The organism is Streptomyces sp. NBC_00122 (genome assembly GCF_045160845.1).
In the GTDB taxonomy this organism is placed as follows: Bacteria; Actinomycetota; Actinomycetes; order Streptomycetales; family Streptomycetaceae; genus Streptomyces.
Genome location: NZ_CP108191.1, coordinates 5,425,627 through 5,450,135, shown reverse-complemented (window position 1 = coordinate 5,450,135; position 24,509 = coordinate 5,425,627). Strand labels below are relative to the sequence as shown.

The following is a 24,509-nucleotide window of genomic DNA, read 5'->3' as shown; positions in this document are numbered from 1 at the left end:
CCCGGTCTGTGCGGCTCGCGCTCAGCGCTCGGCGATCGCCGGGGCGGCAGTCCGGTGCAGGACGAGCCGAGTGAGGAGCCCGCTGCCGAGACCGGCCACGAGCGCGAGGGCCGCCCACCACAGCGGGTACGGCGTGAGGCCGAGGGCCGCGTCGAGGGACCAGGCGCCGGGGCCGGTGGCGGCGAGGGCGGCGGCGGTGCCGATGAGGACGAGCGGGTACTCATATCCGTCGTTCTGCACCCAGAGCCCGTGGCGCCATTTCACGGTGAGCGCGACCGTCATGACCCCGATGGCGCCGGTCGCGGCGAGCGGGGTCAGGAGGCCGGCCGCGAGCAGCAGACCCGACCCGATCTGGCCGCCGCCCGCCGCCAGGGCGGTGAGGGCACCGCCGCGGAAGCCGTCGGCGCGGAACTCCTCGGTACCGCCCTCAAGTCCCTTGCCGCCCAGGTGCGAGCTGATCTTCTGCACACCGTGGCCGGCCACGAGCAGTCCCACCAGCAGACGCAGGATCAGAATGCCGGTGTCCACAGGGGTCAGCCGGCGGCGTGCGCGCCGATGACGCTCTGCGCGTACACGACGCCCAGGCCGTAAGCGCCCGCGTGGGCCTTGACGATCTCCATGACCGCGCCGTACGACTCCTGGCGCGCCCAGTCGCGCTGCAGCTCCAGGAGCACCTGTACCCAGGTCACCGGCACCGCGCCGGCGGCGATCATCCGCTGCAGCGCGTGCTCGTGGGCGGCCGGGCTGACGCCACCGGAGGCGTCGGAGACCACGTACACCTCGTATCCCTGCTCAAGCGCGGACAGCGCGGGCAGCACCAGGCAGACCTCGGTCCACAGGCCGGACAGGATGATCTTCTTGCGCCCGGTCGCCTTGACCGCCGCGACGAGCGCCTCGTCCTCCCAGGCGTTCATGGTCGTACGGTCGATCACCTCGTGCTTGGGAAACACCTCGGCGAGCTGGGGCAGCAGCGGCCCGGAGAACGACTCGGCGGCGACCGTGGTCAGGACGGCCGGCACATCGAAGGCCTGAGCCGCCTTGGCGAGACCCACGGTGCTGTTGATGATCGCGGCGCGGTCGCCGCTCCCGGTGCCGAAGAACATCTGCGGCTGGTGGTCCACGAAGAGCATGACCGAGTTGTCGGGCGTGAGCAGATCCTTGCTCGGGGCGGCCTGCACCTTGGTGATGTCGAACATGAGGGGTCCTCTCGAAGCAATCGGTATCGTGCCTGCCGCCTCCGCGGCTCGGCACTTCTTCAAGCTACGAACGACCCGACCGACCGCGTTGACCTCCTGCGCCCAGGAGTTGGCACGACAGCGCACAACCGGTCAAGGACCAGAGCCGCGCAGTGTCACGGGCGCGAACGCGCAAGGTCGCGACGCCGGCACACTCGCCCCAAGCCTCCTCCGAAACGGTGCGTAACCACACCCCAACCCAACGAAGGGCCGCCTCACCAACGGAAACACCGCCAGGAACGGGCCGCGGCCGGGGAGAATCCGGGGAGAATGAAGCCGCCTCGGGGAGCGGCTGGGGAGAGTCGACCGCGTAGGACGGCGTCACGGTGAAAGCCCCGGAAACGAGCAAATTCGCAGGGGCAGGGCGAAGCACGGCAGTTGGAGGACGGTGGCCTCGATGACGCCGCCCCGGCTGTACGCACCGGCCCTCCTGGGGTCGGGAGGTGCCCCAGAGCACCAGGCCGCCGGGGGCCCGGCTCCGGGTCGTTCCCCCGCTGCGAGGTCCACATCTCGCCCGCGGTCACCAGGCCCAGCTGAAACTGCTCGGGGTCGCTGCGCCGGGTGAGAGCGGCCGTACGCCGGGACCGCAGCGGCGAGTACGAGAATCGTTTGGCGCACCCTCCCCTTGGCCGGCCCCGACCCAGGCTAGCTTTTTGCTTCAGGCGATGGGTTTGCCGTCGTGCTTGCCGCCGATGCAGACCCACGAACCGTCGGAGGACTCATACTCCACAGTCCCCTTGCCTTCCTCGCATGCCTTCGGGTCGACGCTGGGCGTCGCAGTCTGTGCAACCACGGCAGCGTGCGCAGCAGGGGCAATGGGGCCAGGAGCGGCCAGTATCACGGCGGCGGTGAACCCGAGAAGTCGTGTACGCATCGGGACCTCCGACAAGGACGAGCGACACGGTCGTCACCAGCTTCCCCCCGCACGGTGTCGAGGTGTGCACCCTGTTACTCCATTCGGGTGACGGCTGGGGCCCCGTTACCGCACGGGAGGCGCTCCCGGGAGGCGCGGTCAAGGGGCGTTCGCCCAGGTGCGGCGGCAGGCTGGTGCCATGAAGAACGCCCCTGCGGTAGCCGTGGGACCACCCGAGGACAGCGGCCTGCGGAAGGTTTTGATCAACGGCAAGCCCGTCGGCGAGGCGCGCTCCCCCGAAGAACTGCAGAAAGTCCTGTGTCAGGCTGGTCTGACATTCGAGGATGACATCCATTGGCTCGGCGGAGACAACACTGTCTGGCCGGGTCGCTCGCCGCTTCGACACATAACTGGCATCGCCGTGGCAGCCGGCCTCCTGGGGACTGCATGCGTGCTTGCCGGGATCGGCATAAAGGACGCCGCTGATGCCCTCAGCTTCGCCGGGAGAATGGCAGGGTTTCTTTTGCTCACCTTGGCCCTGGTGGAATTGTTGGGCCTGTTGGCCGCAATCGCCTATTGGGGCCGGTGGAGGATGGCTAAATCGGGGCCGGTCGTGCTGCTCGGAGTCTCGGTCGCCTTTGCCGTCAGTTCGGGGCTGCTCTTGATGCACATCCACTACCGGTGGCATCCGTGGTACATGATGATCTGGATAGCCCTCGCGCTCTGGTCTTTCTGGGCCCTGTGGGTGCTTGCGTGGCGCGACCGGGTGTGGAAGGGGCTTCGCTATCCTGGGCGAATTGCGATCGGGGCGATCGTCTCCTCTCTCCTTGTCGTCATCAACTTGGGATATGGGCTGGTCTACGCACCTTCTGTGGCGCAGCCGCTGGTGCAGAGTACGGCTGAATTTGGGACACCAAGTTTGGACAAGAGCGGGGAGATGTACCTGCGGGTCCGCCTGCACATCAAAAACGCCGGCCAGGTCCCGGTCTATGTGCTCGGCAGCATCTACTGGATCAAGGTCAGGATCGCGAAGGATCCGAAGGACGAATACCGGGTCATCAAACCTGGCGAATTCATCGAGCCTCCGGGGCGGACGTTGGTTCCGGGGGAGGAATATTCTATTGATGTGGTCGCCGAGATCCTCCACCCCGACAAGCTTAACCATGAAGCAGTGAGAGTCGAGACCCAGACGTATGTGATCAGGAAAGACAGATTGACGATGACCGCCGATTACGAGGCGTCCGAAAAGGGGAGGGAAGAACTCAAAAAGGAAGGCAAGGACAAAGATCCTCCCGGGCCCGCCGATCCCTACATCAGATATCAGTCCGGCATCTCCAGCAGTACTCAGCTCCTGAACGTGACTCGAGGTTGGGAGCGCGTGACGGTCTGGTGGGTGTATGCAAAGGGCGCTCCGGATCTCTTTGTGGATGTGTCGCGGCGGGGCGAAAAGAAGATCTTTAAGCCCGACCTGAAGCATGGTGAGGACTGGTACGGTCTCGCATTCGTGCGTGGCTCGATTGCGGAGACACCGTTCGCGGAACTCATGAGGAAGGCTCAGGCTCAGCGCCCGCTCCCCTGAACCCGACCGCGTTCCCCGCCCCGACCAGGGCTGTTGCTAAGTCAGCAGCCACGGCGGCCGGCCACCGCGTTGACCTGCGGACCCTGGTGGCCGCCCTGCCTCCGAGACGTTCTCCGCGGGCGGGGTCGCGTTGACGGGCCTGGGGAAGCGGGGCCCGGCCAGGGCGACCCTGATGGCGGACGGCAGCATCATCTGCTTTGCGTCGGCGTGAACGGCTCCTTACAGGGACGCCACCCCGGCGGCAGGCGGCGCGCGGGGTCAGCCGCTGAGTTGGCGGCGGACCAGTTCGTGGAACAGGCCCGTGGTGTCGGCGAGGAGTTCGGCGGGAGGGCCCTGCTGGACGACGCGGCCGTCCGACATGGCGATCACCCGGTCGGCGTCCATGATCGTGGAGAGCCGGTGGGCGATCACGATGCGGGTGGCCTTCAGGGTGCGGGTCGATTCGATGACCACGCGCTGGGCCTCGTTGTCCAGCGCGCTGGTGGCCTCGTCGAAGAACAGGACGCGCGGCTTGCGGATGAGGGCCTGGGCGATCATCAGGCGCTGGCGCTGGCCGCCCGAGACGGTGCCGCCGCCGTCGGACAGCATGGTGTGCATGCCCATCGGCATGGCCTTGATGTCCTCGGCCAGGCCCGCCATCGCGGCGGCTTCCCAGGCTTCCTCCAGCGAGAACGTCCCGGCGCCGCGGATGCAGTCGAGGATCGGGCCGGTGAAGGGCTGGGCGTTCTGCAGGACGACGCCGCACTGGCGGCGCACGGCCGCCTGGTCCAGCGCCGCCAGGTCCTGGCCGTCGTACAGGACGCTGCCGGAGGCCGGCTTGTCGAAGCCGATGAGCAGCCGGAGCAGGGTGGATTTGCCGCATCCGCTGGCCCCGACGATCGCGACGAACTCACCTGCTCCGATCGCGACGTTGACGTCATCGAGTATCAGAGGGCCGTCGTCCGTGTAGCGGAAGGACAGGGCCATGGCCTCGACGGCGCCGGTCAGCTCGCCCGGCCGGGTACTGGTGCGGCCCGCCTCGGGCAGCTCCCTCAGGACCGGCTTGACCTGCTCGAACATCGGCAGCACCGCGGCCGCCGAGATGAGCGCGCCGGTCACCTGGGTGACCGAGGACATCAGCATCGTCAGGGCGGTGCTGAAGGTGAGGAACTCGCTGGCGGACATGACGCCGCGGGCCGGCCCGGCCAGCAGGACGAACATCACCAGCGTGCACAGCGGCAGGTACACCGCGCCCAGCACCGTGATGACGTTCTGGATCCGGCCGATGCGCTGCTGCAGCTCGCGGGTACGGGCGAACTCCCGGGCCCAGGCGGCGTAGGCGAAGCTCTCGGCCGCGGCGACGCGTAGTTTGGGCAGCCCGCGCAGGGTCTGGAAAGCCTGGTTGTTGAGCTTGTTGTTGAGCGTGATCAGCCGGCGCTGGTAGCGCAGCTGCCACAGGCCCAGGCCCAGGAAGAGCGCCGCGATGACGACCAGCATGCCGACCGCCGCCAGCGCCAGCGGCACGCTGTGGAAGAGCAGCAGCCCGAGGTTCATCGCGCCGACCGTGCCCGCCTGTACGCAGACCGGTCCGACACCGGACAGCGCGCTGCGGATCGCGCTGATGCCCATGGCCGCGCCGGCCAGTTCGCCCGTGGAGCGGCCGGCGAAGAACTTCGCCGGCAGCCTCAGCAGCCGGTCCCACACCGCCGGTTGCAAGGTGGCCTCGATGCGGCCCTCCATGCGCAGGATGGAGATGTTCTGCAGGAGCATGAAGGCGGCCGAGACGACGCCGGTGGCGATGAGGGCCAGCGCGGTCTGCACGATGAGGCCGTTCTCGGCGTTGGGCACGTACCGGCCGAGCACCTGGCCGGTGGCGATGGGCACCAGTGCGCCCAGGACCACCGCGACCAGCCCGCCCAGGAGCAGGCTGCGCAGCTCCGGCAGGGTGCCGCGAAGACTGAAGCGCAGCAGCGCCGGCAGGCCCACCCGCCCGTCGGGCAGCGGTCGGTAGAACATGACGGCGCGTGGTTCGAAGTCGGCCTCGTCAGCCCTGCCGATGCGCCGGCGCGTGCCGGTGGCGGGGTCGACCGCCTCGTATCCGCCACGCCGCCACAGCAGGGCGACCGGGGCTCCGTCCTTCTCGCGCCGGCCCACCAGCGGACCACTGTTCTCCCGCCACCACTGCCCGCCGAGTCCGACCGCGCGGGTGCGTATCCGCGAGGCGAGCGCGATGCGTTCGACGGGGTCGGTCCGCTCGGAGGCGGCGTCGGCCTCGCCCGGTTCGGACAGGGTGATGCGGGCCTCGTCGGCCACGAGGCAGCACACGGCGAAGGTGGCGTCGACGCTCGCGCCCCAGTGGCGCGAGCGGCCGCCGGAGCGGTCGATGGAGGCCAGCAGCGTCCGGTCCGCCTGGGTACGGGCCGCCTGCCCGGCCTCGATCCCGGCCGCCATGCGGTCCTCGTGGGCGCGCCCGAGCTGCTCGATCGAGCGGTCCAGGGCGTACAGCAGCCGGTACTGCTGATCGACCATGCCCTGCCACATCGCCGCGTCGACGAGGAGGGTGCCGGCCGTGCCCTCCTCGTACACGGCGCCGTACTGCACGCTGCCGGGGGTGATCTGCATCCACAGGATGTCGTCGTCGGCCCGGCCCCGCTCGGTGGTCGCGCGGCCGTCCAACGGTGCCTGGTACAGCACCCGCAGCCCTCGTCCGAGCCCGCGCGCGAACGCGTCCTCCAGCGGGCTCGGCCGGTCCGCGGGGGCGCCGTACCCCGTGTGGTCGGCCCACTGCTGCTGGAAGGCGACGCCGTGCCCGGGGCCGGGCAGTTCCCGCAGCTCGATACGGCGCAGCAGGCAGCCCTGCACGGGCCGGCCGACCAGGGTGTGCTCGGGGCCGTCGGCCGGGCCCAGCAGCAGGGTGCCCGCCCCCAGCCGGCCCAGGAAGTGCCAGTGCCCGGCCTGCGCGGCGTCGACGGCGAAGAGGTCCAGCTCGCCCCGCACGACGAGCCACAGCACGTGCGGGCCCTCCAGCGACAGGCTGCGCACGCCCGTGCAGTCGACCGGCGAGCCGAGGGCGCCCAGGGCGGCGACGACCGGGTCGGCGTCCTGGCCCGGGGCCCAGCCGTGCGGCGTCCGGTACGGGGCCTGGTCGGGGGCCGGGTACGGGGCCTGGCCCGGGGCTGAGTACGGGGTCTGGTCCGGGTACGTCACCTCAGTGCTCCTTGACCAGTTCGGCGTACGGGCCCTGCGCGGCGGCCAGGTACTCGTGCCGCCCCCGCTCCACGACCGTGCCCCGGTCGAGCACGACGATCTCGTCGCTGTCGCGCACCGTGCTCAGCCGGTGGGCGATGACCACGCAGGCGCAGCCGCGGCGCCGCAGGTTGTCGATGACGGTCTGCTCGGTCACCGCGTCCAGGGCGCTGGTCACTTCGTCGAGGACCATGACGCTGGGGCGCCTGACCAGCGCCCGGGCGATTTCCAGACGCTGGCGCTGGCCGCCGGAGAAGTTCCGGCCGTCCTGCTCGACCCTGCTGTGGATGCCGCCGGGGCGGCGGGCGACCACGTCGTGGACGGCGGCGTCCTGGAGCGCTGCGACGACGGCCTCGTCCGGAATCGAGGGATCCCAGAGCGTCACGTTGTCGCGGACGGTGCCCTCGAAGAGGAAGACGTCCTGGTCGACGAAGGACACGGAGGCTGCCAGCGCGCTGCGGGGGATGTCCTCCAGCCGCATCCCGTCGATGCGGATCGCCCCCTGCCACGGCGTGTGGAGGCCCGACAGCAGCCGTGAGACGGTGGACTTGCCGCTGCCGGAGCCGCCGACGAGCGCGACCTGCTGCCCCGGGCCGACCGACAGCGAGAAGTCCTTGAGCAGCGGGGCGTCCAGCGGGCTGTAGCCGAAGGTGACGTTGTCCAGCTCCACGTGGCCGGTGAGGCGGCGGGTGTGGGCGGCGGGCTCGCGGCGCGAGAAGACCGGATCGACGGGGAAGTTCTCCACGTCCTTGAGGCGGGCCACGTCGGCCGCGAAGTCCTGGATGCGTCCGGCGACGCCGCCCAGCCGGGAGATCGGCGCGGTGAAGCTGGTCACCAGGGCCTGGAAGGCGACGAGCAGACCGACGGTGAGATGCCCTTCCACCGCCCGCAGTCCGCCGATCATCAGGATCAACGCGCTGTTGAGCGCCGCCAGCGTGGGTGCGACGATCGCGAGCCACGCGCTGGGCACGCCGAGCCGCTGCTGCACGTCGAGGGTGACCGCGTGCTGTCCCGCCCAGCGGCGGAAGAAGCCGTTCTCGCCTCCGGTGGCCTTCATCGTCTCGATGAGCTGGAGGCCGCTGTAGGACGTGTTCGTCAGCCGGGCGCTCTCGGCGCGCAGTTTCTGGGTACCGGTGGCCCGCAGGTGCATCACGGTCCGGATGGCCACCACGTTGAGCAGCGCGATCATCACGCCGACGACGGTGAGCTGCGGATCGTACGTCCACAGCAGCACGGCGTAGAGCACGACCACGACGGTGTCCACGGCCGCGGCGGCCAGGTCCCGCGCGAGGGTCTCGGCGACGGCGTCGTTGGACTGCAGGCGCTGGACCAGGTCGGCCGGGTTGCGCTGGGAGTAGAAGGCGACCGGAAGCCTGAGCAGGTGCCGCAGGAAGCGGGCACTGCCCAGGGTGGAGGAGATGATGCGCCCGCGCAGCAGATTGGCCTGCTGGAGCCCCGTGAGCGTCCCGGTGAGCACCAGGGTGACCGCCATCGACGCGAACAGCACGCCCAGCAGGGACGTCTGCTCCCCGATGAGGAACATGTCGATGTACGTGCGGCTCAGGGCGGGCCCCGCCGCGCCGACGGCCACCAGCAGGAGGCTGGAGACGACGGCGGCGGCCATGGTGCCCGAGGTGCCGCGCAGACGGGCCGGCATGGCACCCAGGACGCTCGGCCTGCGGCCGCCGCGGCGAAAGCCCTCGCCGGGTTCGAAGGTGAGCACGACACCGGTGAAGCTGGTGTCGAACTCCTCCATGGGGACGAACCGGCGGCCCTTGCCGGGGTCGTTGATGTACACGCCCCGGCGGCCGAGGCGGCGGCCCATGCCGTCGTAGACGACGTAGTGGTTGAACTCCCAGAAGAGGATGGCCGGGGCGCTCACCTCGGCGAGGGCGGCCAGGTCCATCTGCATGCCCTTGGCCTGCAGCCCGTAACCGCGGGCGGCCTTGAGGAGGTTGCTGGCGCGGGAGCCGTCGCGGGAGACACCGCATCCGATGCGCAGCTCCTCCAGGGGGACGAAGCGGCCGTAGTGGCCCAGCACCATGGCCAGGGCGGCGGCTCCGCACTCCACGGCTTCCATCTGCAGCACGGTGGGCGTGCGGACGGGGCGGGGCGTCCTGCCCCTGGGGGCGGGCGCGGACTTGCGGCGGGTGCCGCCCTTGGGCTCGGAGCCGCGCCGCCGGTGTCCGACGGGCGGGAGCTGGGGTGCCCGGGGAGGTGTCCCGGTCTGCGACGCGGTCATGGCAGCAGCCAGTCCACGGGGCGCTGCGCGGCGAGGTGGACGGTGGCGGTGAGCGGGGTCGTGGAGTCGAGGGCGTACGGGGGGCCGTCCGCGGAGGACCACTTGTAGCCGGACCTGGTGGCGGTGGAGCGCTCCAGTTGTACGAGCACCGCGACCGGGTTGCCCTGCCTGGCGAACTGCTCGGCGAGTCCTCTGTCGCCGAGGAAGCCGCTGATCTGCGCCACCGTCTGAGGCGCGCGGCCGACCGTCTTGACGCGGCCGCGCAGCATGCCGAAGCGGTTCCGGGGGGCCGACTGGACGTCGAGGTCGACCGAGGCGCCCACGGCGATCGTCGAGCCGCTGCCGCCCGGCACGTACACGACGGCCATCAGGGGGTCGTCCGCGTCCTTCACGTGTTCGACGATCGCCACGTCCGCGCCGGTCGCGACCACCGAACCCACGGTGGCGGACAGTGTCGTGAGCCGGCCGCCCGTCACCGCGCGCACCGGCCGGTCGCCCTGCTCCGTACGGACGTTGAGCAGGGGTGCGCCGGGGGGCAGGAGCGCGCCCTCCTCGGCGAGGACCGCCGTCACCTGTCCGGCGACCGGGCTCTGCAGTACGTAGGCCCCCTCGGCGTGGGTGAGGACGCCGGGTGCGCTCAGCTTGGCGGACACGGTGCCGGTGAGGGCCCAGAAGGTCGCGGCGGCCATGACGACGACCGTGACGGCCAGTACGAGCCGCCCTTGCGGGCGTGCGAAGCGCACGGGCAAATCGAGTTCTTCGGGCGATTGCAGCTTGGAAAGAGCCTTTTGACGAAACTGCACGGACTATTCCTTCAACTGCATTCGTATAGGTCGGGCGCGCGGGCAGGCATGAACCCCGGAGCCGTGGGGGACGCTCCGGGGTTCATGCGATATCCGCTCAGAGACCGGCGCGACCGGTGTTCACCGAAACGCCGGTGATGCCCGAGACCAGGCCGGGGACGTGGGAGACCAGGCCGGTCGCGGCCTGGACGGTGTCGAGGGAGCCCACGACACCGACGACGCTGCTGACGTCGCTGGTCACGGCGCCGGCCAGGCCACCGTGGATGCTGACGATGCCACCGGAGACGGCGTCCAGCTCGGAGTCGGCCATCTCACGGGTCTCAAGGTCGTTACGCATTACGCGCACCTTTCATTGGGGGGAAATGCGCGGCCGTCATTTCTCGACTGCCGCGGTGCGCAAGATGAAAGCACGCGAACGGGCGAGCAGGCCAATCCTGTTGACGCCTCCTCATGGGGCGGGCGGCCACCTCCGACTGCCGTCGTGCAACTTCATTCACCGAATAGTGACAACTTCTCCGCGAGATCGAGTAACAGATATGCGCCGTCCGCCACCCGCCCGGGATCAAACGGGACGAACACCCGCCAAGCGCTGGGCTGGTGACCTGCCTGCGGGTGAACTGTGAAAACGGGCGGGAGCGGTCACACACACGATGTGCAGGTTTTCCGAAGGCATGTGGGGTGACCGGCTCGTCACACCGGGTGTACGCCGGAGTCCCGCCACGAGCCGCCTCGGCGCCCCTGCTCCTCGCACCCTGCCCCGTAGATCGTTCATACCTCTGAGTGAGGCCGGCTGCCTTCGAGGGGGCTAGTCCCGCGGAGTTCCCTACTGTGAGTCCCGAGGTGGCGGGCAGCCGCCCGACCGGTACGTCGTCTCATGCTCGGGAGCTTTCGTGACGCAGGATCACACGACGTCCCTCCGGCTGCGGCTGCGGTACCGGTTCGACCATCTGGTCGCGGGCGGGACCACCGCGCTCATCGGCTGGCTCGCCCTGGCCTGCCTCGCGGTCGTCATCCCGGCGAGCACGGTCCTCGTCTGGTCCGACCGGACCGCCCCGGGCACCCTCTCCGGCCGACTCACGGCGGTGTGGGTCAGCGTCGGCCAGACGCTGAAGATCGGGGGTGCGGTCGGCTCCCCGCTCTACGTCCTGGCTTCCGTGTCCCTCGCCCTGGTCGCCCTGCTGTTCGTGTCGACCCTGGTCAGCCTGATCACCACGGGCATCAACCGGCGCATCATGTCGCTGCGCCGCGGCCACTCCACCGTGCTGGAGGCACGGCACACCGTCCTGCTGGGCTGGTCGGACCAGGTGTTCCCGGTGATCGGGGAGTTGGTCGCCGCCCACGCGAACCAGCGCCGGTCGGTCATCGCGGTGCTCGCCCCGAAGGACAAGGTGGAAATGGAGGACGACATCTGCGCCCACGTCACCGGCCGTGGCAGGACGCGGATCATCTGCCGCAGCGGCAGCACCACCGATCCCACCGAGCTGCGCCGGGTGAGCCCGCGGACCGCGAAGGCGGTTCTCGTCCTGCCTCCCGCCGGGGACGGCGGTGACGCCCATGTCGTGAAGACCCTGCTCGCCCTCGACGCGGCCGTCCCCGGGGCGGGTGACGTGGTGGTGGTCGCCGCGGTCCGTGACACCCGCAACCACATGACCGCAAGGCTGGCCGCAGGGCCGACGGGGCACGTCCTGTGCGTCGACGACATCGTCGCCCGGCTCCTCGTGCAGACCGCGCGCCAGCCCGGCCTCTCGCTCGTCTACCAGGAACTGCTGGACTTCGAGGGCGACGAGTTCTACACCACCCCCGCCGAGGGGCTCGCGGGACGCACCTTCGGCGAGGCCCTGCTGTCGTTCGCCACGTCCGCCGTGGTCGGCCTGCTGCGGGCCGACGGCGGCGTCGCCCTCAATCCGGACCCCGCCACGGCGATCGGCGCGGGCGACCGGATCATCGTCATCTCCCAGGACGACGACACGGCCGTACAGCTGGACGTGGCCTCCTGCGTCGACGAGGAGGCGATCGTCACGGCGGAGAGCAGGGTCCCCGTGGCCGAACGCCTGCTCCTGCTCGGCTGGAACCGCCGGGCTCCGCTCATCGTGGACCAGCTCGACCAGTACGTGAGCCCCGGAACCACCCTGGATGTCGTGGCGCTCGGCGAGCGGGCGGCGACGGGCGGCGACGGTGACATCGCGGCGGCCCTGAACCATCTCGAAGTGACCTTCCACAGCGGGGACGTCACCGACCCGCTCGTCCTGGCCAAGCTGGACGTGCCGTCGTACGACAGCGTGATCGTGATCGGTGAAACGGACCCGGTGGCCGCGGGTGCGCCGTCCCTGACATCCCGGACGGCGACGGGGCCGACGACCGCGACGTCGTCGGCGACGGACATGGACACGGAGGCGCTGGCCGACGACCGGACGCTGGTCACGCTGCTGCACCTGCGGGCCATCGGGGCGGCCGCACGCCGGGAACTCGCGCTCACCACCGAGATGTCCGACGACGGCAACCGGCTCCTCGCCCCCGCCCGCGTGGGAGCCGACTTCATCGTGAGCGGCAGGCTCATCAGTCTCCTGATGACCCAGATCTCGGAGAGCAGCTACCTCGCCGACGTGTTCCAGGAGCTGTTCGACGCCGAGGGGCACGAGTTCTACCTCAAACCGGTCTCGGACTACGTCCGGGCTGGTCGCGAGGTCTCCTTCGCCACGGTCGTCGAGTCCGCACGCCGCCGCCGCGAGTGCGCGGTCGGCTACCGGCTGCGCGGACAGATGTCCACGGGCCCGGCCTACGGGGTGAGCATCAACCCCGACAAGCGGCAGCGGATCCGGTTCGCCGAGGGCGACTGGCTGATCGTGCTCGCCGAGAGCTGACGTACCGCCGCGGCCGCTCCGGCCGACGCCCTGGCTTCGGGCGGCGGCCGGCGCGGCCCTCAGCCGCTCACTGCGCCGAGTGGACTTCCAGCGCGGCCCGTACCGCGGATTCCAGGGCTCCTTCGATCCACGCGGGCTTGATGGAGGTGTGGCACCCGGCGAAGTGCAGGTCGCCCTCGGCCTTGCGGACATGGGGGAAGAGCTCGGTGTGCTGGCCGGGCAGCAGCACGGACGCCTCACCGTAGGCGTACGGATCGCGCATCCAGGACTGGGTGCGGCCGACTCCGGTGTAGAACACCTCGATCCGCTGCCCGAACACCTCCTGGACGCCCGCCAGGGCGCGCGGGTACCGCTCGTCGTCGTCCAGGGAATCCCACTTCAGGGCGTCGTCCGACCAGCTGTAGGACGCGAGGACCACCCCGCCGGCGCTGCCTTCGACCGGGTAGGACGGCTGGAACATGAAGCGGTTGGGATTGTCGGTCGCCGAGCCTCCACCGATGACGCCGGCCGCTTCGGGCTGGTCGCGGGTGACCGCGCGGCAGGCGGCGTAGTGGGCGCGCTGGGCATCGGAGATGTGGCCCTTGGGCACGGAGGGGTGGGCGCCCAGCAGCCCCCCGGCCTCCGGGGTCTGCGCGAGCTGGTACCTCCGGTACAGGCCGGGCTTCACGGCCTCCAGCTCCCGCTTCCAGTCGGCTTCGTCGAACTCCCACCAGCGGCGGCTGAATTCGAGCAGCACCTTCGTGGCGGCGTCGTAGTGCAGTTCGGTGACCGCGCGCCGCTTGCCGTAGGAGAGCGCGGGGGTGACCGGGATGTGGCGCAGTCCGGAGAAGGGGACTGTGATGATCGCGGTGTCGGCGGTGAAGGTCTCGCGCTGTACGGGGCTGCCGCCGCGGCCCTCGGACACGGTGTCGACGGTGACCTTGCCCTCGCCATGGGTGATCCGGGTGGCGCGCCGGTCGAGCCGTACCAGGTCCTTGACCCGGGCGTAGAGCGCGTCCGCCAACGTGGCCGTGCCGCCGGGCAGTTCGAAGAAGGCGGTGTCGGGGCTGATCAGCGAAGCCCCGATGAAGCTGTGCACGAAGGCGAGGTGCAGGCGGGAGGTGAGGTTCTCGACCGTTCCGATCAGGTCGATGGTCCGCTCGTCGAGCTCCGCCACCTCCGTCAGGTACCGGTACATCGACATGTGGCCGTAGTGCTGGATGACGCGGGCCCAGCCCTCGACGAGTTCCTTGTCCTTCTTGCCCTCGATCTCCTTGCGTACGGGAGCGAAGGCGTCCCGGACGATCTGGGCGGCGGGCACGGACTCGTAGGCCTTCGGCACTCCGAAGGAACGGTTGACCGCCTGCGGGCCGCGCGCGTAGTCGGCCCGGCGGGTACGGATGCCGTTGACGTAGATCCATGTCCGGTACGCGGGGCGACCGGCCCCGTCGACATCGACCAGGTGGAAGCGCCGGCGCTTCAGGCCGAGGCCGTCCATCAGCCCGGTGACGAGCGGGTGGCTGTCGGGGATGCGCATGGCCCCGGCCTCGGCGTACTGCTTCGGGTCGGCGAAGGGCGCGGCGGACTTCTCGTGGCCGCCGGCACGGAAGGTCTTGATCCGGCCGCCGACCCGGTTCGCGTTGGCCTCGATGACGGTGACCTGGTGCCCGGCCTCGCGCAGCAGGTGGGCGGCGGTGAGCCCGGCGGGCCCGGCGCCGACGATCAGCACCTTCCTGCGGGCCCGGGACCGGGGCAGTCCGTTCTTCAGGAGGATGTCCGCGTAGCGCGGCACCAGGGGCTGGTCCTGCTCGTCCCGTACGAGGATGGCCCGGGCGATGGTGAGGCAGGTGTCCCAGTCGGCGTGTGCCGCGCCGGGCGCGGCTTTCGGCGTCTCGGCGGAAGCGGCGGCGACCGTCAGGGCGCCGCCTCCCGCGACCGCGGCCGCGCCGGCGATGACGGTACGGCGGGAAGGCCTGCGGGAAGGCTCGGGTGCGGGCCCGTCCGAGGGTGCGGGGGTGGCAAGGGGATCAGTGATCATGGGGCAACTCTTGCCGCCCGCCCGGGCCCGGACGATCAAAAAACGGTGGGCGGGCGAACAACCACCCGGACGTGGGTCGCGGACCGCCCTGCGCTGACGAACTGGGTTTCGTACGGCTGGCGGCGGGCCGCGGGAGCACGCCGTCAGAGGGGGTCCACGTCCAGGAAGGCCGAGAGGTCGGGTTCCGCCCCGTCGGAGGAACCGGGCAGTGCCTGCTCCGCCCAGATGACCTTGCCGTCGGGCGTGTATCTGACGCCCCAGTGCTCGCTGAGCTGCGCCACCAGGAACAGTCCGCGCCCTCCCTCGTCCGTGGTGGCGGCGTACCGCAGGTGCGGGGCGGTGCTGGTGCCGTCCCACACCTCGCAGGTCAGGGCGTGGTCGTGCAGCATCCGCACCCGTACCGGAGCGCTGCCGTGCCGCACGGCGTTGGTGACCAGTTCGCTGAGGATCAGCTCGGTGGCGAAGACGAGTTCCGTCAGGCCCCACTCTTCGAGCTTCTCCGCCGCCGCCTTCCGTACCGCGCCGACCGCGCTCGGCTCGTACGGCACGTCCCACTGCGCGACGCGGTCCTCACCGAGGGTGCGCGTCCTCGCGATGAGCAGCGCCACGTCGTCGGCCGGCCGGGTCGGCAGCAGCAGGTCGAGCACGGCCCGGCAGCTTTCCTGGGGGTCCCGGTCGGGATGGCTCAGCGCCCCGCGCAGCAGCTCCAGCCCCTCTCCGATGTCCCGGGTCCGCTCCTCGACCAGCCCGTCGGTGTAGAGGACGAGCTGGCTCCCTTCGGTCAGGTGGAACTCCGCGGTTTCGAACGGCATGCCGCCCAGCCCCAGCGGGGGTCCGGCCGGCAGTTCCATGATCTCCGTCGTGCCGTCGGGAGCGACCAGCAGGGGCGGCAGGTGGCCCGCCCGCGCCACGGTGCAGCGCTGGGACACCGGGTCGTAGATGGCGTACAGGCAGGTCGCGCCCAGTACGCCGCCGGTCACGCCGTCGCTGACCGCGTCGTGGTCGATGCGCTGTACCAGGTCGTCGAGGCGGGCGAGGATCTCGTCGGGCGGCAGGTCGAGCGAGGAGAAGTTGTGGACCGCAGTACGGAGCCGCCCCATGGTGGCCGCGGCGTGCAGGCCGTGCCCGACGACGTCTCCGACGACCAGCGCGACCCGGCTGCCGGGCAGCGGGATCACGTCGAACCAGTCGCCGCCCACTCCGGACTGCGCGGGCAGGTAGAAGTGCGCCACGTCCACGGCGCTCTGTTCGGGCAGGGCGCGCGGCAGCAGGCTGCGCTGGAGCGTTTCCGCGAGGGCGTGCTCGCGGGTGTAGCGGCGGGCGTTGTCCATGCTGACCGCCGCGCGGGCGACGAGTTCCTCGGCCAGCGACAGCTCGTCCTCGTCGAAGGGCTCCGGTTTCTCCGACCGCCAGAAGTTGACCACGCCGAGCACGACGCCCCGGGCCCTGAGCGGGGCCGCGATGAGCGAGTGGATCCCGTAGTCGAGGATGGCCCGGGCGCGCGGCGGGTCCTGGGCGACCCAGCCCGGCGCGTCGGACAGGTCGGGGACCAGTTCCGCCTGTCCGGTGCCGTAACCGCGTGCCTGCGGGGTGGACGGCAGGAAGTCGATCAGCCGGCCGAGGGGGTAGAGCGGGTGGTCGGAGCGGATGCCGCTGACCGCCGTGCGCCGCATGTCGGTGACCTGGCCGGGTTCGTCGCCACCGAGCACCGGGTCGGCCAGGTCGACGGTGCAGAAGTCCGCGAAGCGGGGGACGGCGACGGAGGCGAGTTCCTCGGCCGTCTGCACCACGTCGAGGGAGGTGCCGATGTCGCCACCCGCGTCGTACAGGAGCTTGAGGCGTCTGCGGGCCGTCTCGGCCCGGCTGGTGAGGACCTGCATCTCGGTGGAGTCGCGGATGGTGACCGCGCAGCCCTCCGGACGGCCGCCGGGGTGGGTGGACCGCTGGTTGACCACGAGCAGCCGGTCTCCGCTCTCCAGCACCTCGTCGGTGGCCTCCCTGCCGGACAGCAGCAGGTCGGCCATGGGGCGGTCCAGGCCCGGTACGTCCCCGATGCGGCGTCCCTCGGCGTCCTCCGGCAGGCCGAGCAGCCGTTTGGCCTCGTCGTTCGCCAGCAGCAGCCGCCCTTCACCGTCGGTGATCAGCACCCCTTCGCGGACGGCGTGGAGCACCGCGTCGTGGTGCTCGTACATGCGGGTCATCTCCTGCGTGCCCAGCCCGTGGGTCTGGCGGCGCAGCCGTCTGCTGATCAGTGCCGTGCCGGCGGTGGCCAGGGCCACGCCGGCCGCGATGGCCAGCAGGATGACGGGGAGCTGGCGGTCGACGACACCGGTCACGTTCTTCACCGTCAGGCCCGCCGACACCAGGCCGACGACCTTGCCGTCGGGCGCGGTGACCGGCACGACCGCCTGGATCTCCTTGCCGAGCGGGCCGTCCACGCTCTCGGTGTAGGTGTGTCCGGCCAGGGAGGGCTCGATGGTGCCGACGAACCGCTGTCCGATGCGCTCCGGCTGGGGATGGCTGTACCGGATGCCGTGGGTGTCCATCACCACGATGAAGTCCACGCCGGCGGCCTTGCGCGTCGTCTCGGCGAGTGGCTGCAGGACGGAGGACGGGTTGGGCGTCTTCAGCGCGTCCTGCAGACCGAGCTGGTGGGCGAAGGTCTGCGCGACGGAGACCGACCGGTTGCGTGCCTCCCGGTCGATGTCGTGCCGCGACTGGAGCACCAGGGCCAGGAGGGCGCTGGCGGCGAGCAACACCACGATCGCCACCTGGAGGACGAAGACCTGTCCGGCGACGCTCCTGAACTTGCTGCCTAGGAGTGACCGCACCGACGTGCCCGGCACGGGTGGCGAGGAATGGTCACGAACCCATTTGTAGCACTTCCGGGCTCCCAAAGCTCCCGTTCGGCACACTTCGCACCCGGACGGTCACCCGTCGGCTCACACCTTCACGCCCGTCCGGCCGGTCTGCGGGGTCTCCCCGGCCTTCGGGGCTTCTCCGGTCTTGGGGGTCTGCGCGCCCTCCGGGGTGCAGGTGACCTCGTCGCGCGGCGTGTAGTGGGTCTTGAACTCCTCGCGCTTGACCTCCCGGCCGCCCTGGACGAAGACACGGCCGACGGACACGTCGAAGCCTTCGAGCGGGGTCTGGACCTCGCACGTCGGTCCGCTGCCCGTCCGCTTGCCGGGCGGCGTGATGTTGGTGCGCGGCCCCTTGGTCGCCTTGACCTCGTCGTACTTCTTCGTGCCGAGGAGGGTGATGGTCAGCGACGTGTCGGTGGACTCGGCCTGGATGTAGAGGGGGTGCCCGGAGTCGTTGATCCAGCGCAGGTCGAGGGTGCCCCACGCGACGGTGGCCTCGCGGCCTTCGGGGTAGCGCTCGATGTAGAAGGAATGGGCTCCGTGCTCGACGGGCTTCAGGCCGGCGAAGAACATGGCGTTGTACATGGTGGTGGCGACGGCAGAGACCCCTCCGCCGGGCGATTTCACGTACTGGCCGTCATTGATCATGATGCCGTCGACGAAGCCGTTCTCCGGGGTGCGCTCGCCGACCGTCCGGTTGAAGCTCCACTCCTGCCCCGGAAGGACCACGGAGCCGTTGATGAGCTGCACGGCGCGGCCGATGTTGGTGGTGCGGTACGGAGCGGCCGGGAAGGCGACGGTGAAGGAGGAGACCTTCTCCTTGATGCCGAGCCGCCGGGCCTCGGCGCTCGTGAGGTCCGGCTGGACCGCCACGGTGGCGACCTCGGCGCTGCGGGCCGCGCCCGTGCGGGTCAGCAGCGGCAGCACGGCCCGGCCGAGCGCCGCGTCCGTGACCTGGCGTCCCGTACGGCCGTGGTCCCCGAGGACCACGCGGCCGTCCGCGGCGAGGCCGAGCGCGGCGTCGCGCGGGGCCTGGGTGGCGTCCTCGACCGGGCGGGCCACCGCGGGGTCGGTGAGCAGGCCCTTGGAGTCGAGGGACGGCACGAGGCGGCCCTGGTCGTCGGAGTTCATCGCCAGGTGCTTGCCGAGGACGGCGGGGCTTATGGATATCCGCCTGTCGGCGACGGTGAGCGTGACGGGCCCCGACATCGCCGGCTCCGCGAACTGCCGCATGGCCCGTCCGGTCTCCTCGGCGCCCACGCGCGGCTGGGTCTGCTCGACCGGCATCACGACGGGGCCGGCGCCCGCCCGCAGGTACGCGTCACGGAGGGTGTCGACGGCGCGGTCCCCGACGAGGGAGACGCCGGACAGCGGGGCGACGGCCTTCGCCGTGCCCTTCTCGAACGCGATCGATCCGTCGCGGACCTGCTGCCCGGCGGCCCGGCCGATCCGGTCGACCGCGGCGCGGCCGGTCGCCTCGTCCACGCGGACCACGGGCTCGATGTCCCTGCTGCCGGAGGCGAAGAGACCGCCGATGACGGTGACGGGGCCGTAGCCCTTGCGTGCGGCGCGGTCGACGGTCGCGGCGGTGTCGAGGGACAGCCCGAGCTCGGCCGGATCGGCCTTCTCGACGCGTTCGCCGATCTTCATCGCGACCGGCGCCGCGGCGGTGGGGCCGAGCTCCCGGGTCAGCGCCTGACGTGCCTGCGCCCTGCTCATCCCGCCGATGTCCACCCCATGGACCCGGGTGCCGGCCTCGATGTCGCCACCGGCCACGAGACCGGTGACGTAGAGGCCGCCCAGTCCGAGTACGACGGCTCCGCCTGCCACCGGCAGAGCGATCCGCCAGTCACTCATCCAGCTGCCCGCGCGTCCCATGTCTCTCCCGGCCTGTATACGACGATTCCGGGAAATAATGATTCATCGAAAATGGGGCATTCGGGGGCGGATGTAACTCTTGTCACGAAGTGGACCAAGATCAGCCGAGGCGGGACGGGGAGGATGCCCCCGGTGCCAGCAGGCGGGGCGTGCCGCTGCCGTCGGCGGGGACCGTCCACAGGTCCGTGGTGTCGGGGGCTCCCTCGGCCGGGAGGCCGTAGGCGAGGGTCCGGTCGTCCAGCCAGACGGCCTGGTCGTCCACGCTGTGCTTCTCCGCGAGCGGGTGCTCGCGGAGCGTGGCCAGGTCCATGACGTGTTCGCGCCACAGCGACGCGCCGCGCTGCACCCGCTTCTTGTACGCGATCCGGGTCTCGTCCGGGGACAGGGACGGGCACTCGACGTTCTGCGCGAGGGTGGTGACCGTACGCCGGGATATCGAGCCCTTGACCAGGTGGGTCTGTCCCGCGGTGGCCAGGGTGGCGTAGAAGGTGTCGTCGTCCTTGGAGAAGGTGACACCCCAGTAGTTCACGTCCCCGGATTTGTACTCCCGGCCGTCCATGAGGATGGTGAACTTCTCCAGGTCGGGTTCGAGGGCTCCGCTGCGGATGTCCGCGATCGCCGTACGGGTGGAGAAGAAGGCGGCGCCGTACGACTCTCCGGCGACGAAGACGGTCCAGGCGGCGAACCGGCCGCTGGGCGAGACGCGGGCCCGGCTGGGCGTGCCGGCGAGGGGGAAGCTGCGCAGCGTGCGCAGGTCGGCGTCGACGATCAGGGCCCGGTTGTCCTGGGCGAGCGCGCCCGGCGTGGAGCGCAGGCACACACCGGTGCCCGCGGCGGCGTAGAAGCGCTGGCAGGTGAGGTCGGAGACGGTGCGCGCGGCCTGCGGGGTCCCGGCCGGGACCGAGGCGAGGGCGCCGCGGTGCGGGCCCGGCGCGCTGCCCAGGAAGGCCAGCCGGTCCTGCGGGCCGAGGGTGACGCTGCCCGCCGCGACGGCCGGGCCGCCCGGCCGCGGAGCCTCGCCGCGCGCGGCGGCACGCAGTACCAGTGCGGCGGCGAGACCCCCGAGGAGCAGCACGGCCGCGGTGAGTACGAGCAGGCGGCGTGACAGCGTCATCGGGTTCCTCGCGGGCGTGGGATCGGGTCGGTCGGGTCCGTCGGGTCCTTCGGGCCGGTCGGGCCGGCCGGGCCGGGGGCGGTGCCGTCCGGGTCGGGGGCGGTGCCGTCCGGGTCGGGTCGATCGGGTCGCAGTACGAAGCCGGCGACGGCCGCGCAGCAGAGCAGGCCCGCCGCGGCGAGGGACAGGGCCGGCGCGGCGCCCCAGAGCGTCCACGCGCCGCCGAAGGCCAGCGAGCAGCCGAAGCGGGCCAGCGCCTGGCCGGTGCCGACCAGGGCGAGGCCGGTGGCCCGCAGCTGCCGGGGCACGATGGCGGCGACGGCCGCCGGCAGCACTCCGTCGGTGGCGGCGTAGAACATGCCGTGCAGCGCGAGGACGAGGTAGGGCAGGGCCGACCAGTCGGGGGCCCACAGCAGCAGTCCGTACCCGGCCAGCAGGAGGGCGTGCCCGGTGAGGAACACGGTGCGCCGCCCGATCCGGTCGGCGAGGGCTCCCGCCGGGACGGCCAGCAGCAGGAATACAGCGGCGGTGCCCAGCGGCAGCAGCGGGAACCAGCGCTCGCCGATGCCGGCGCGCTCCTGCAGCAGCAGGTAGACGAAGGCGTCGCTGACGGTGGTGAGGCCCAGCAGGGCGGCGCAGACCGCCAGGGCGCGCAGCCGGGGCAGGCGCAGCAGGGCCAGTGCCTCGCGCGGGCCCGCGGGGGCCGGTTCCGGGCCGGCGCCGCCCTTTTTCGGCCGGTGCCGGGGCCGGGGGGCGTCGCCGCCACCGGACGGTACGAAGAGCACGAGCACCACGACGCCGAGTACGGCGACGCACGCGCTGACGCCGAAGACCGCGTCGTAGCCGTCGATCGCCGCGCTCAGGATGAGGAAGGCGGCGAGCGGGCCGAGCAGGGCCCCGGTGGTGTCCATGGCCCGGTGCACACCGAAGGCGCGCCCCTGTAACTCGGCCGGGGTGGACAGGGAGATCAGCGCGTCGCGCGGCGCGGTGCGCAGGCCCTTGCCGGTGCGTTCCAGGGCGAGGACCACACCCACCGGGCCCAGGCTGTGGGCGAGCAGCAGCAGCGGCTTGCACAGGGCGGACAGGCCGTAGCCGATGCCGGCGATCAGCTTGTGGTTGCGGACCCGGTCGGCGAGGTGCCCGCCGGTCAGCTGCACCAGGGCGCTGACCCCGTTGTAGACGCCGTCGAGCGCGCCGAAGCCGAGGGGGCTCAGGCCCAGACCCGCGACCAGGTACAGGGGCAGCACGGCGGTGACCATCTCCGAGGAGATGTCGGTGATCATGCTGACCGTACCCAGCGCGAGGACGGCCGAGGCGACCGCGGGGGTCCGTCCAGGCTTGGGGACGCTGTCGCGGTCCGGCGCGGTCTTCGACCCGTCGGGGGCGGAGCGGTCCGCGAGGTACATGCTCAGGCGCTCCCGGTGGCGACGGTCTCGGACACTCGAACGTGCGAGTGGAAACATAGTGGTCGTACGGGCCAACGGTGGTGGGTTCGCGGCGATCCGGCCGATCACCGGCTCAGTTCTGCCGGCTGCTCTCGTCCCGCAGCCAGGTGGAGAAGTCCTGATCGCGGATGGCCTTGCGGGAACCCCTGCGGGCGGCGAGTGCCGCCACGACGAAGACCACCGCCCCCGGGAGCAGCCCCGGTTGGGCCCGCAGCAGGGCGCGCAGATCGGCCGTGCCGGTGCGGGCGGACGGCGCGGACGGGGCGGACGGGGCGGACGGGGCGGACGGCGACGCCGGGGCGTCGGCCCGTCGCGAGGCCTGGAAGCGCTCGTACTCGGCGGAGGAGGTCGCCGCGCGGATCCGCCGCCGGACGAGGTCGGACCAGGTGCGCGGCGGATGGACGACGACCCGGGCGGCCTCGACCACGAGGCGCTCCCCCGGCCCGAAGGCGAGCGACGCGGCCAGGTCGTCGGCCATCAGCGGGGGCAGCGCGGCGAGCCGTTCGTGCCCCGGCTCGGTCACGGCGATGACCCCCCGGCCGAACAGGCCCTCGCGGACGGCCGGCAAGCGCTGCCACACCCGGTAGTACGCCCGGACCGGCCATGCGCAGCCGGTCAGCGGGATGTCCCGGCCGGGGGCGGCGGCGAGCAGGTCCGGGCTCCCGGCGAGCGCACCGGTCAGGGCCCGTACGTCGGCGGCCCCGACGACGACGTCGGCGTCGACGTAGAGGCGGGGGTAGCCCCGCGCGTGCTCGTCCCCGACCCGGAGCGCCGTGTGCTTGGAGGGGGTCGGGATCTCGACCACCCGTACACGGGGGCCGCGCGCGGCCGCCACCTCGGCGGTGTCGTCCGTACAGCCGTTGCACACGACGACGATGTCGGGCCCGGGCGCGGAGGCGTCGGCCAGGAGCGCGTCGAGGAGGCGGCCGATGACCCGGCCCTCGTTGTGGGCCGGTATCACGATGCTGGTCACCCGGGCAGTATGCACGCTCGAACACCGGCGCCGGGCGATTCCGTCAACTCTCCCCGGGGGTACGCCCGGTGGACTAGATTGACCGTCGTTACGGGTTCGGCTGCTTGGGGGAACACGCAGCCGGCCGGGGGGCTGAAGTACGCGCATTACGCAGAGCATCGGTTGTGGGGGGCCATCACCGTTGAGCGGGTCACGCATGGGACGCGGGGGCGTCCCGCCCGCCGTCGACGGCGTTCCCCTCCATCACACGCGCCCCGGCCATGAGTTGTCGACACGCCAGTCGGCGTGTTTCGCGGAGCGAAGGGGAACGCTGTGAAGGACACTGCGAAGGACGTCGCCGGCCGGGGGGCCACCGAGGCATTAGGCGTCGCCGTGGTCGGCGCGGGCTACTGGGGCCCCAATCTCGTCCGCAACTTCCAGTCCACGCCGGAGTTCCGGCTCCGCTGGCTCTGCGACCTGAACGAGGACCGGGCCCGGCAGGTGCTCGGCGGGTACTCGACGGTCCGGGCGACCTCGGACTACGCGGAGGTGCTCGCCGACCCGGACGTCGACGCGGTCGCCGTGGCCACCCCCGCCGGTACGCATCTGGACGTGGCGCTGGCCGCCCTGCGCGCCGGAAAGCACGTCCTCGTGGAGAAGCCGCTGGCCGCCACGTACGAGGACGGGCTGCGGCTGGTGACCGAGGCCGAGGAGCGCGGTCTCACGCTGATGTGCGACCACACGTACTGCTACACCCCGGCCGTGGGCCGCATCCGGGAGATGGTCCGCTCCGGCGAACTCGGCGACATCCAGTTCTTCGACTCGGTCCGGATCAACCTCGGGCTCGTCCAGAAGGACATCGACGTCCTGTGGGACCTGGCCCCGCACGACCTCTCGGTCCTCGACTTCATCCTCCCGGACCACGTCCGGCCGGTCGCGGTGGCCGCGCACGGAGCCGACCCGATCGGGGCCGGGCAGTCCTGCGTGGCCTACCTGACGCTCCAGCTCAACACCGGCGCCATCGCGCACGTGCACGTCAACTGGCTGTCCCCGACGAAGGTACGGACCACCATGGTCGGCGGGTCCAAGCGCACCCTGGTGTGGGACGACCTCAACCCGGCCCAGCGCGTGGCGGTGTTCGACCGCGGGGTGGACCTGACCGCCCCGCAGGAGATCGGCGCCGACGAGCGCCGCGACATGCTCGTCTCCTACCGGAGCGGCGACATGGTGGCGCCCGCGCTCGGCGAGAAGGAGGCCCTGCGCAGCATGGTCGAGGAGTTCGCCGCCGCGATCAGGACGGGGCGGCCGGCGCTGACCGACGGCCGGGCCGGACTGCAGGTGCTGGACATCCTCGAAGCGGCCTCCCGGAGCCTGGAGTTCCGCGGTGCGGTCGTCGGACTGCGCACCGGGCGCTGACCGTTCACGGACGGGCGCGGCCCGCCGG

The 24,509-nt window shown here is 71.4% G+C and carries 15 protein-coding genes; 3 read left to right on the top strand and 12 right to left on the bottom strand.

Going from position 1 to position 24,509, the window contains the following annotated elements; translation table 11 throughout:
- Positions 1-21 precede the first annotated feature (21 nt).
- Together OG737_RS25165 and OG737_RS25160 are read right to left on the bottom strand one after the other, a co-directional pair.
- A complete protein-coding gene (locus tag OG737_RS25165; protein WP_266614040.1) occupies positions 22-528 on the bottom strand; it encodes a DoxX family membrane protein in 507 nt (168 codons plus the stop codon).
- A gap of 5 nt (positions 529-533) precedes the next feature.
- On the bottom strand, positions 534-1,196 hold the full coding sequence (locus OG737_RS25160; RefSeq protein WP_266614042.1) for a hydrolase: 663 nt from the start codon (positions 1,194-1,196) through the stop codon (positions 534-536).
- Between the two features lie 1,091 nt (positions 1,197-2,287).
- On the opposite strand from OG737_RS25160, the gene OG737_RS25155 reads away from it, so the two are divergent.
- Complete coding sequence (locus OG737_RS25155) at positions 2,288-3,667, top strand: hypothetical protein (RefSeq protein ID WP_328928422.1); 1,380 nt, start codon at positions 2,288-2,290, stop codon at positions 3,665-3,667.
- A 258-nt stretch (positions 3,668-3,925) separates the two neighbouring features.
- Here the strand turns inward: OG737_RS25155 and OG737_RS25150 are convergent, their stop codons facing one another.
- The 4 genes from OG737_RS25150 to OG737_RS25135 form a co-directional block, all read right to left on the bottom strand.
- Positions 3,926-6,724, bottom strand: a complete 2,799-nt coding sequence (locus OG737_RS25150) for an NHLP bacteriocin export ABC transporter permease/ATPase subunit (protein WP_328930468.1) — start codon at positions 6,722-6,724, stop codon at positions 3,926-3,928.
- A 130-nt stretch (positions 6,725-6,854) separates the two neighbouring features.
- Positions 6,855-9,134 carry an NHLP family bacteriocin export ABC transporter peptidase/permease/ATPase subunit gene (locus OG737_RS25145; protein WP_328928421.1) on the bottom strand — a complete coding sequence of 760 codons (2,280 nt, stop codon included), beginning with the start codon at positions 9,132-9,134 and terminating at the stop codon, positions 6,855-6,857.
- A complete protein-coding gene (locus OG737_RS25140) occupies positions 9,131-9,937 on the bottom strand; it encodes a hypothetical protein (RefSeq protein WP_405922009.1) in 807 nt (268 codons plus the stop codon). Before OG737_RS25140 ends, OG737_RS25145 begins: the two co-directional genes overlap by 4 nt.
- Positions 9,938-10,034: 97 nt before the next feature.
- Complete coding sequence (locus tag OG737_RS25135; protein ID WP_328928419.1) at positions 10,035-10,274, bottom strand: hypothetical protein; 240 nt, start codon at positions 10,272-10,274, stop codon at positions 10,035-10,037.
- 553 nt (positions 10,275-10,827) lie between these two features.
- Here OG737_RS25135 and OG737_RS25130 point away from each other — a divergent pair.
- Complete coding sequence (locus tag OG737_RS25130; protein ID WP_405922008.1) at positions 10,828-12,798, top strand: CASTOR/POLLUX-related putative ion channel; 1,971 nt, start codon at positions 10,828-10,830, stop codon at positions 12,796-12,798.
- Positions 12,799-12,865: 67 nt separating this feature from the next.
- On the opposite strand, the gene OG737_RS25125 is transcribed toward OG737_RS25130, so the two are convergent.
- The 6 genes from OG737_RS25125 to OG737_RS25100 all read right to left on the bottom strand — a co-directional run bounded on the left by OG737_RS25125 (position 12,866) and on the right by OG737_RS25100 (position 23,086).
- Positions 12,866-14,815 carry an FAD-dependent oxidoreductase gene (locus OG737_RS25125; protein WP_328928417.1) on the bottom strand — a complete coding sequence of 650 codons (1,950 nt, stop codon included), beginning with the start codon at positions 14,813-14,815 and terminating at the stop codon, positions 12,866-12,868.
- Between the two features lie 143 nt (positions 14,816-14,958).
- Positions 14,959-17,646 (bottom strand): SpoIIE family protein phosphatase, encoded by a 2,688-nt coding sequence (locus OG737_RS25120; RefSeq protein ID WP_328928416.1) that lies wholly within the window; start codon positions 17,644-17,646, stop codon positions 14,959-14,961.
- A 111-nt stretch (positions 17,647-17,757) separates the two neighbouring features.
- The gene (locus OG737_RS25115) at positions 17,758-19,554 is read right to left on the bottom strand and encodes a VanW family protein (RefSeq protein WP_405922007.1); all 1,797 of its coding nucleotides are present in this window, start codon (positions 19,552-19,554) and stop codon (positions 17,758-17,760) included.
- A gap of 100 nt (positions 19,555-19,654) precedes the next feature.
- A complete protein-coding gene (locus OG737_RS25110) occupies positions 19,655-20,668 on the bottom strand; it encodes a TolB family protein (protein ID WP_405922006.1) in 1,014 nt (337 codons plus the stop codon).
- Entirely contained in the window at positions 20,665-22,074 is a 1,410-nt protein-coding gene (locus OG737_RS25105) for an MFS transporter (protein ID WP_405922005.1), read from the bottom strand. The genes OG737_RS25110 and OG737_RS25105 overlap by 4 nt, the downstream gene beginning before the upstream one ends.
- Before the next feature lie 112 nt (positions 22,075-22,186).
- Positions 22,187-23,086, bottom strand: a complete 900-nt coding sequence (locus OG737_RS25100) for a glycosyltransferase (protein ID WP_405922004.1) — start codon at positions 23,084-23,086, stop codon at positions 22,187-22,189.
- A 312-nt stretch (positions 23,087-23,398) separates the two neighbouring features.
- Here OG737_RS25100 and OG737_RS25095 point away from each other — a divergent pair, with 312 nt between their 5' ends.
- Positions 23,399-24,481 carry a Gfo/Idh/MocA family oxidoreductase gene (locus tag OG737_RS25095; RefSeq protein ID WP_328928411.1) on the top strand — a complete coding sequence of 361 codons (1,083 nt, stop codon included), beginning with the start codon at positions 23,399-23,401 and terminating at the stop codon, positions 24,479-24,481.
- Positions 24,482-24,509: the final 28 nt, after the last annotated feature.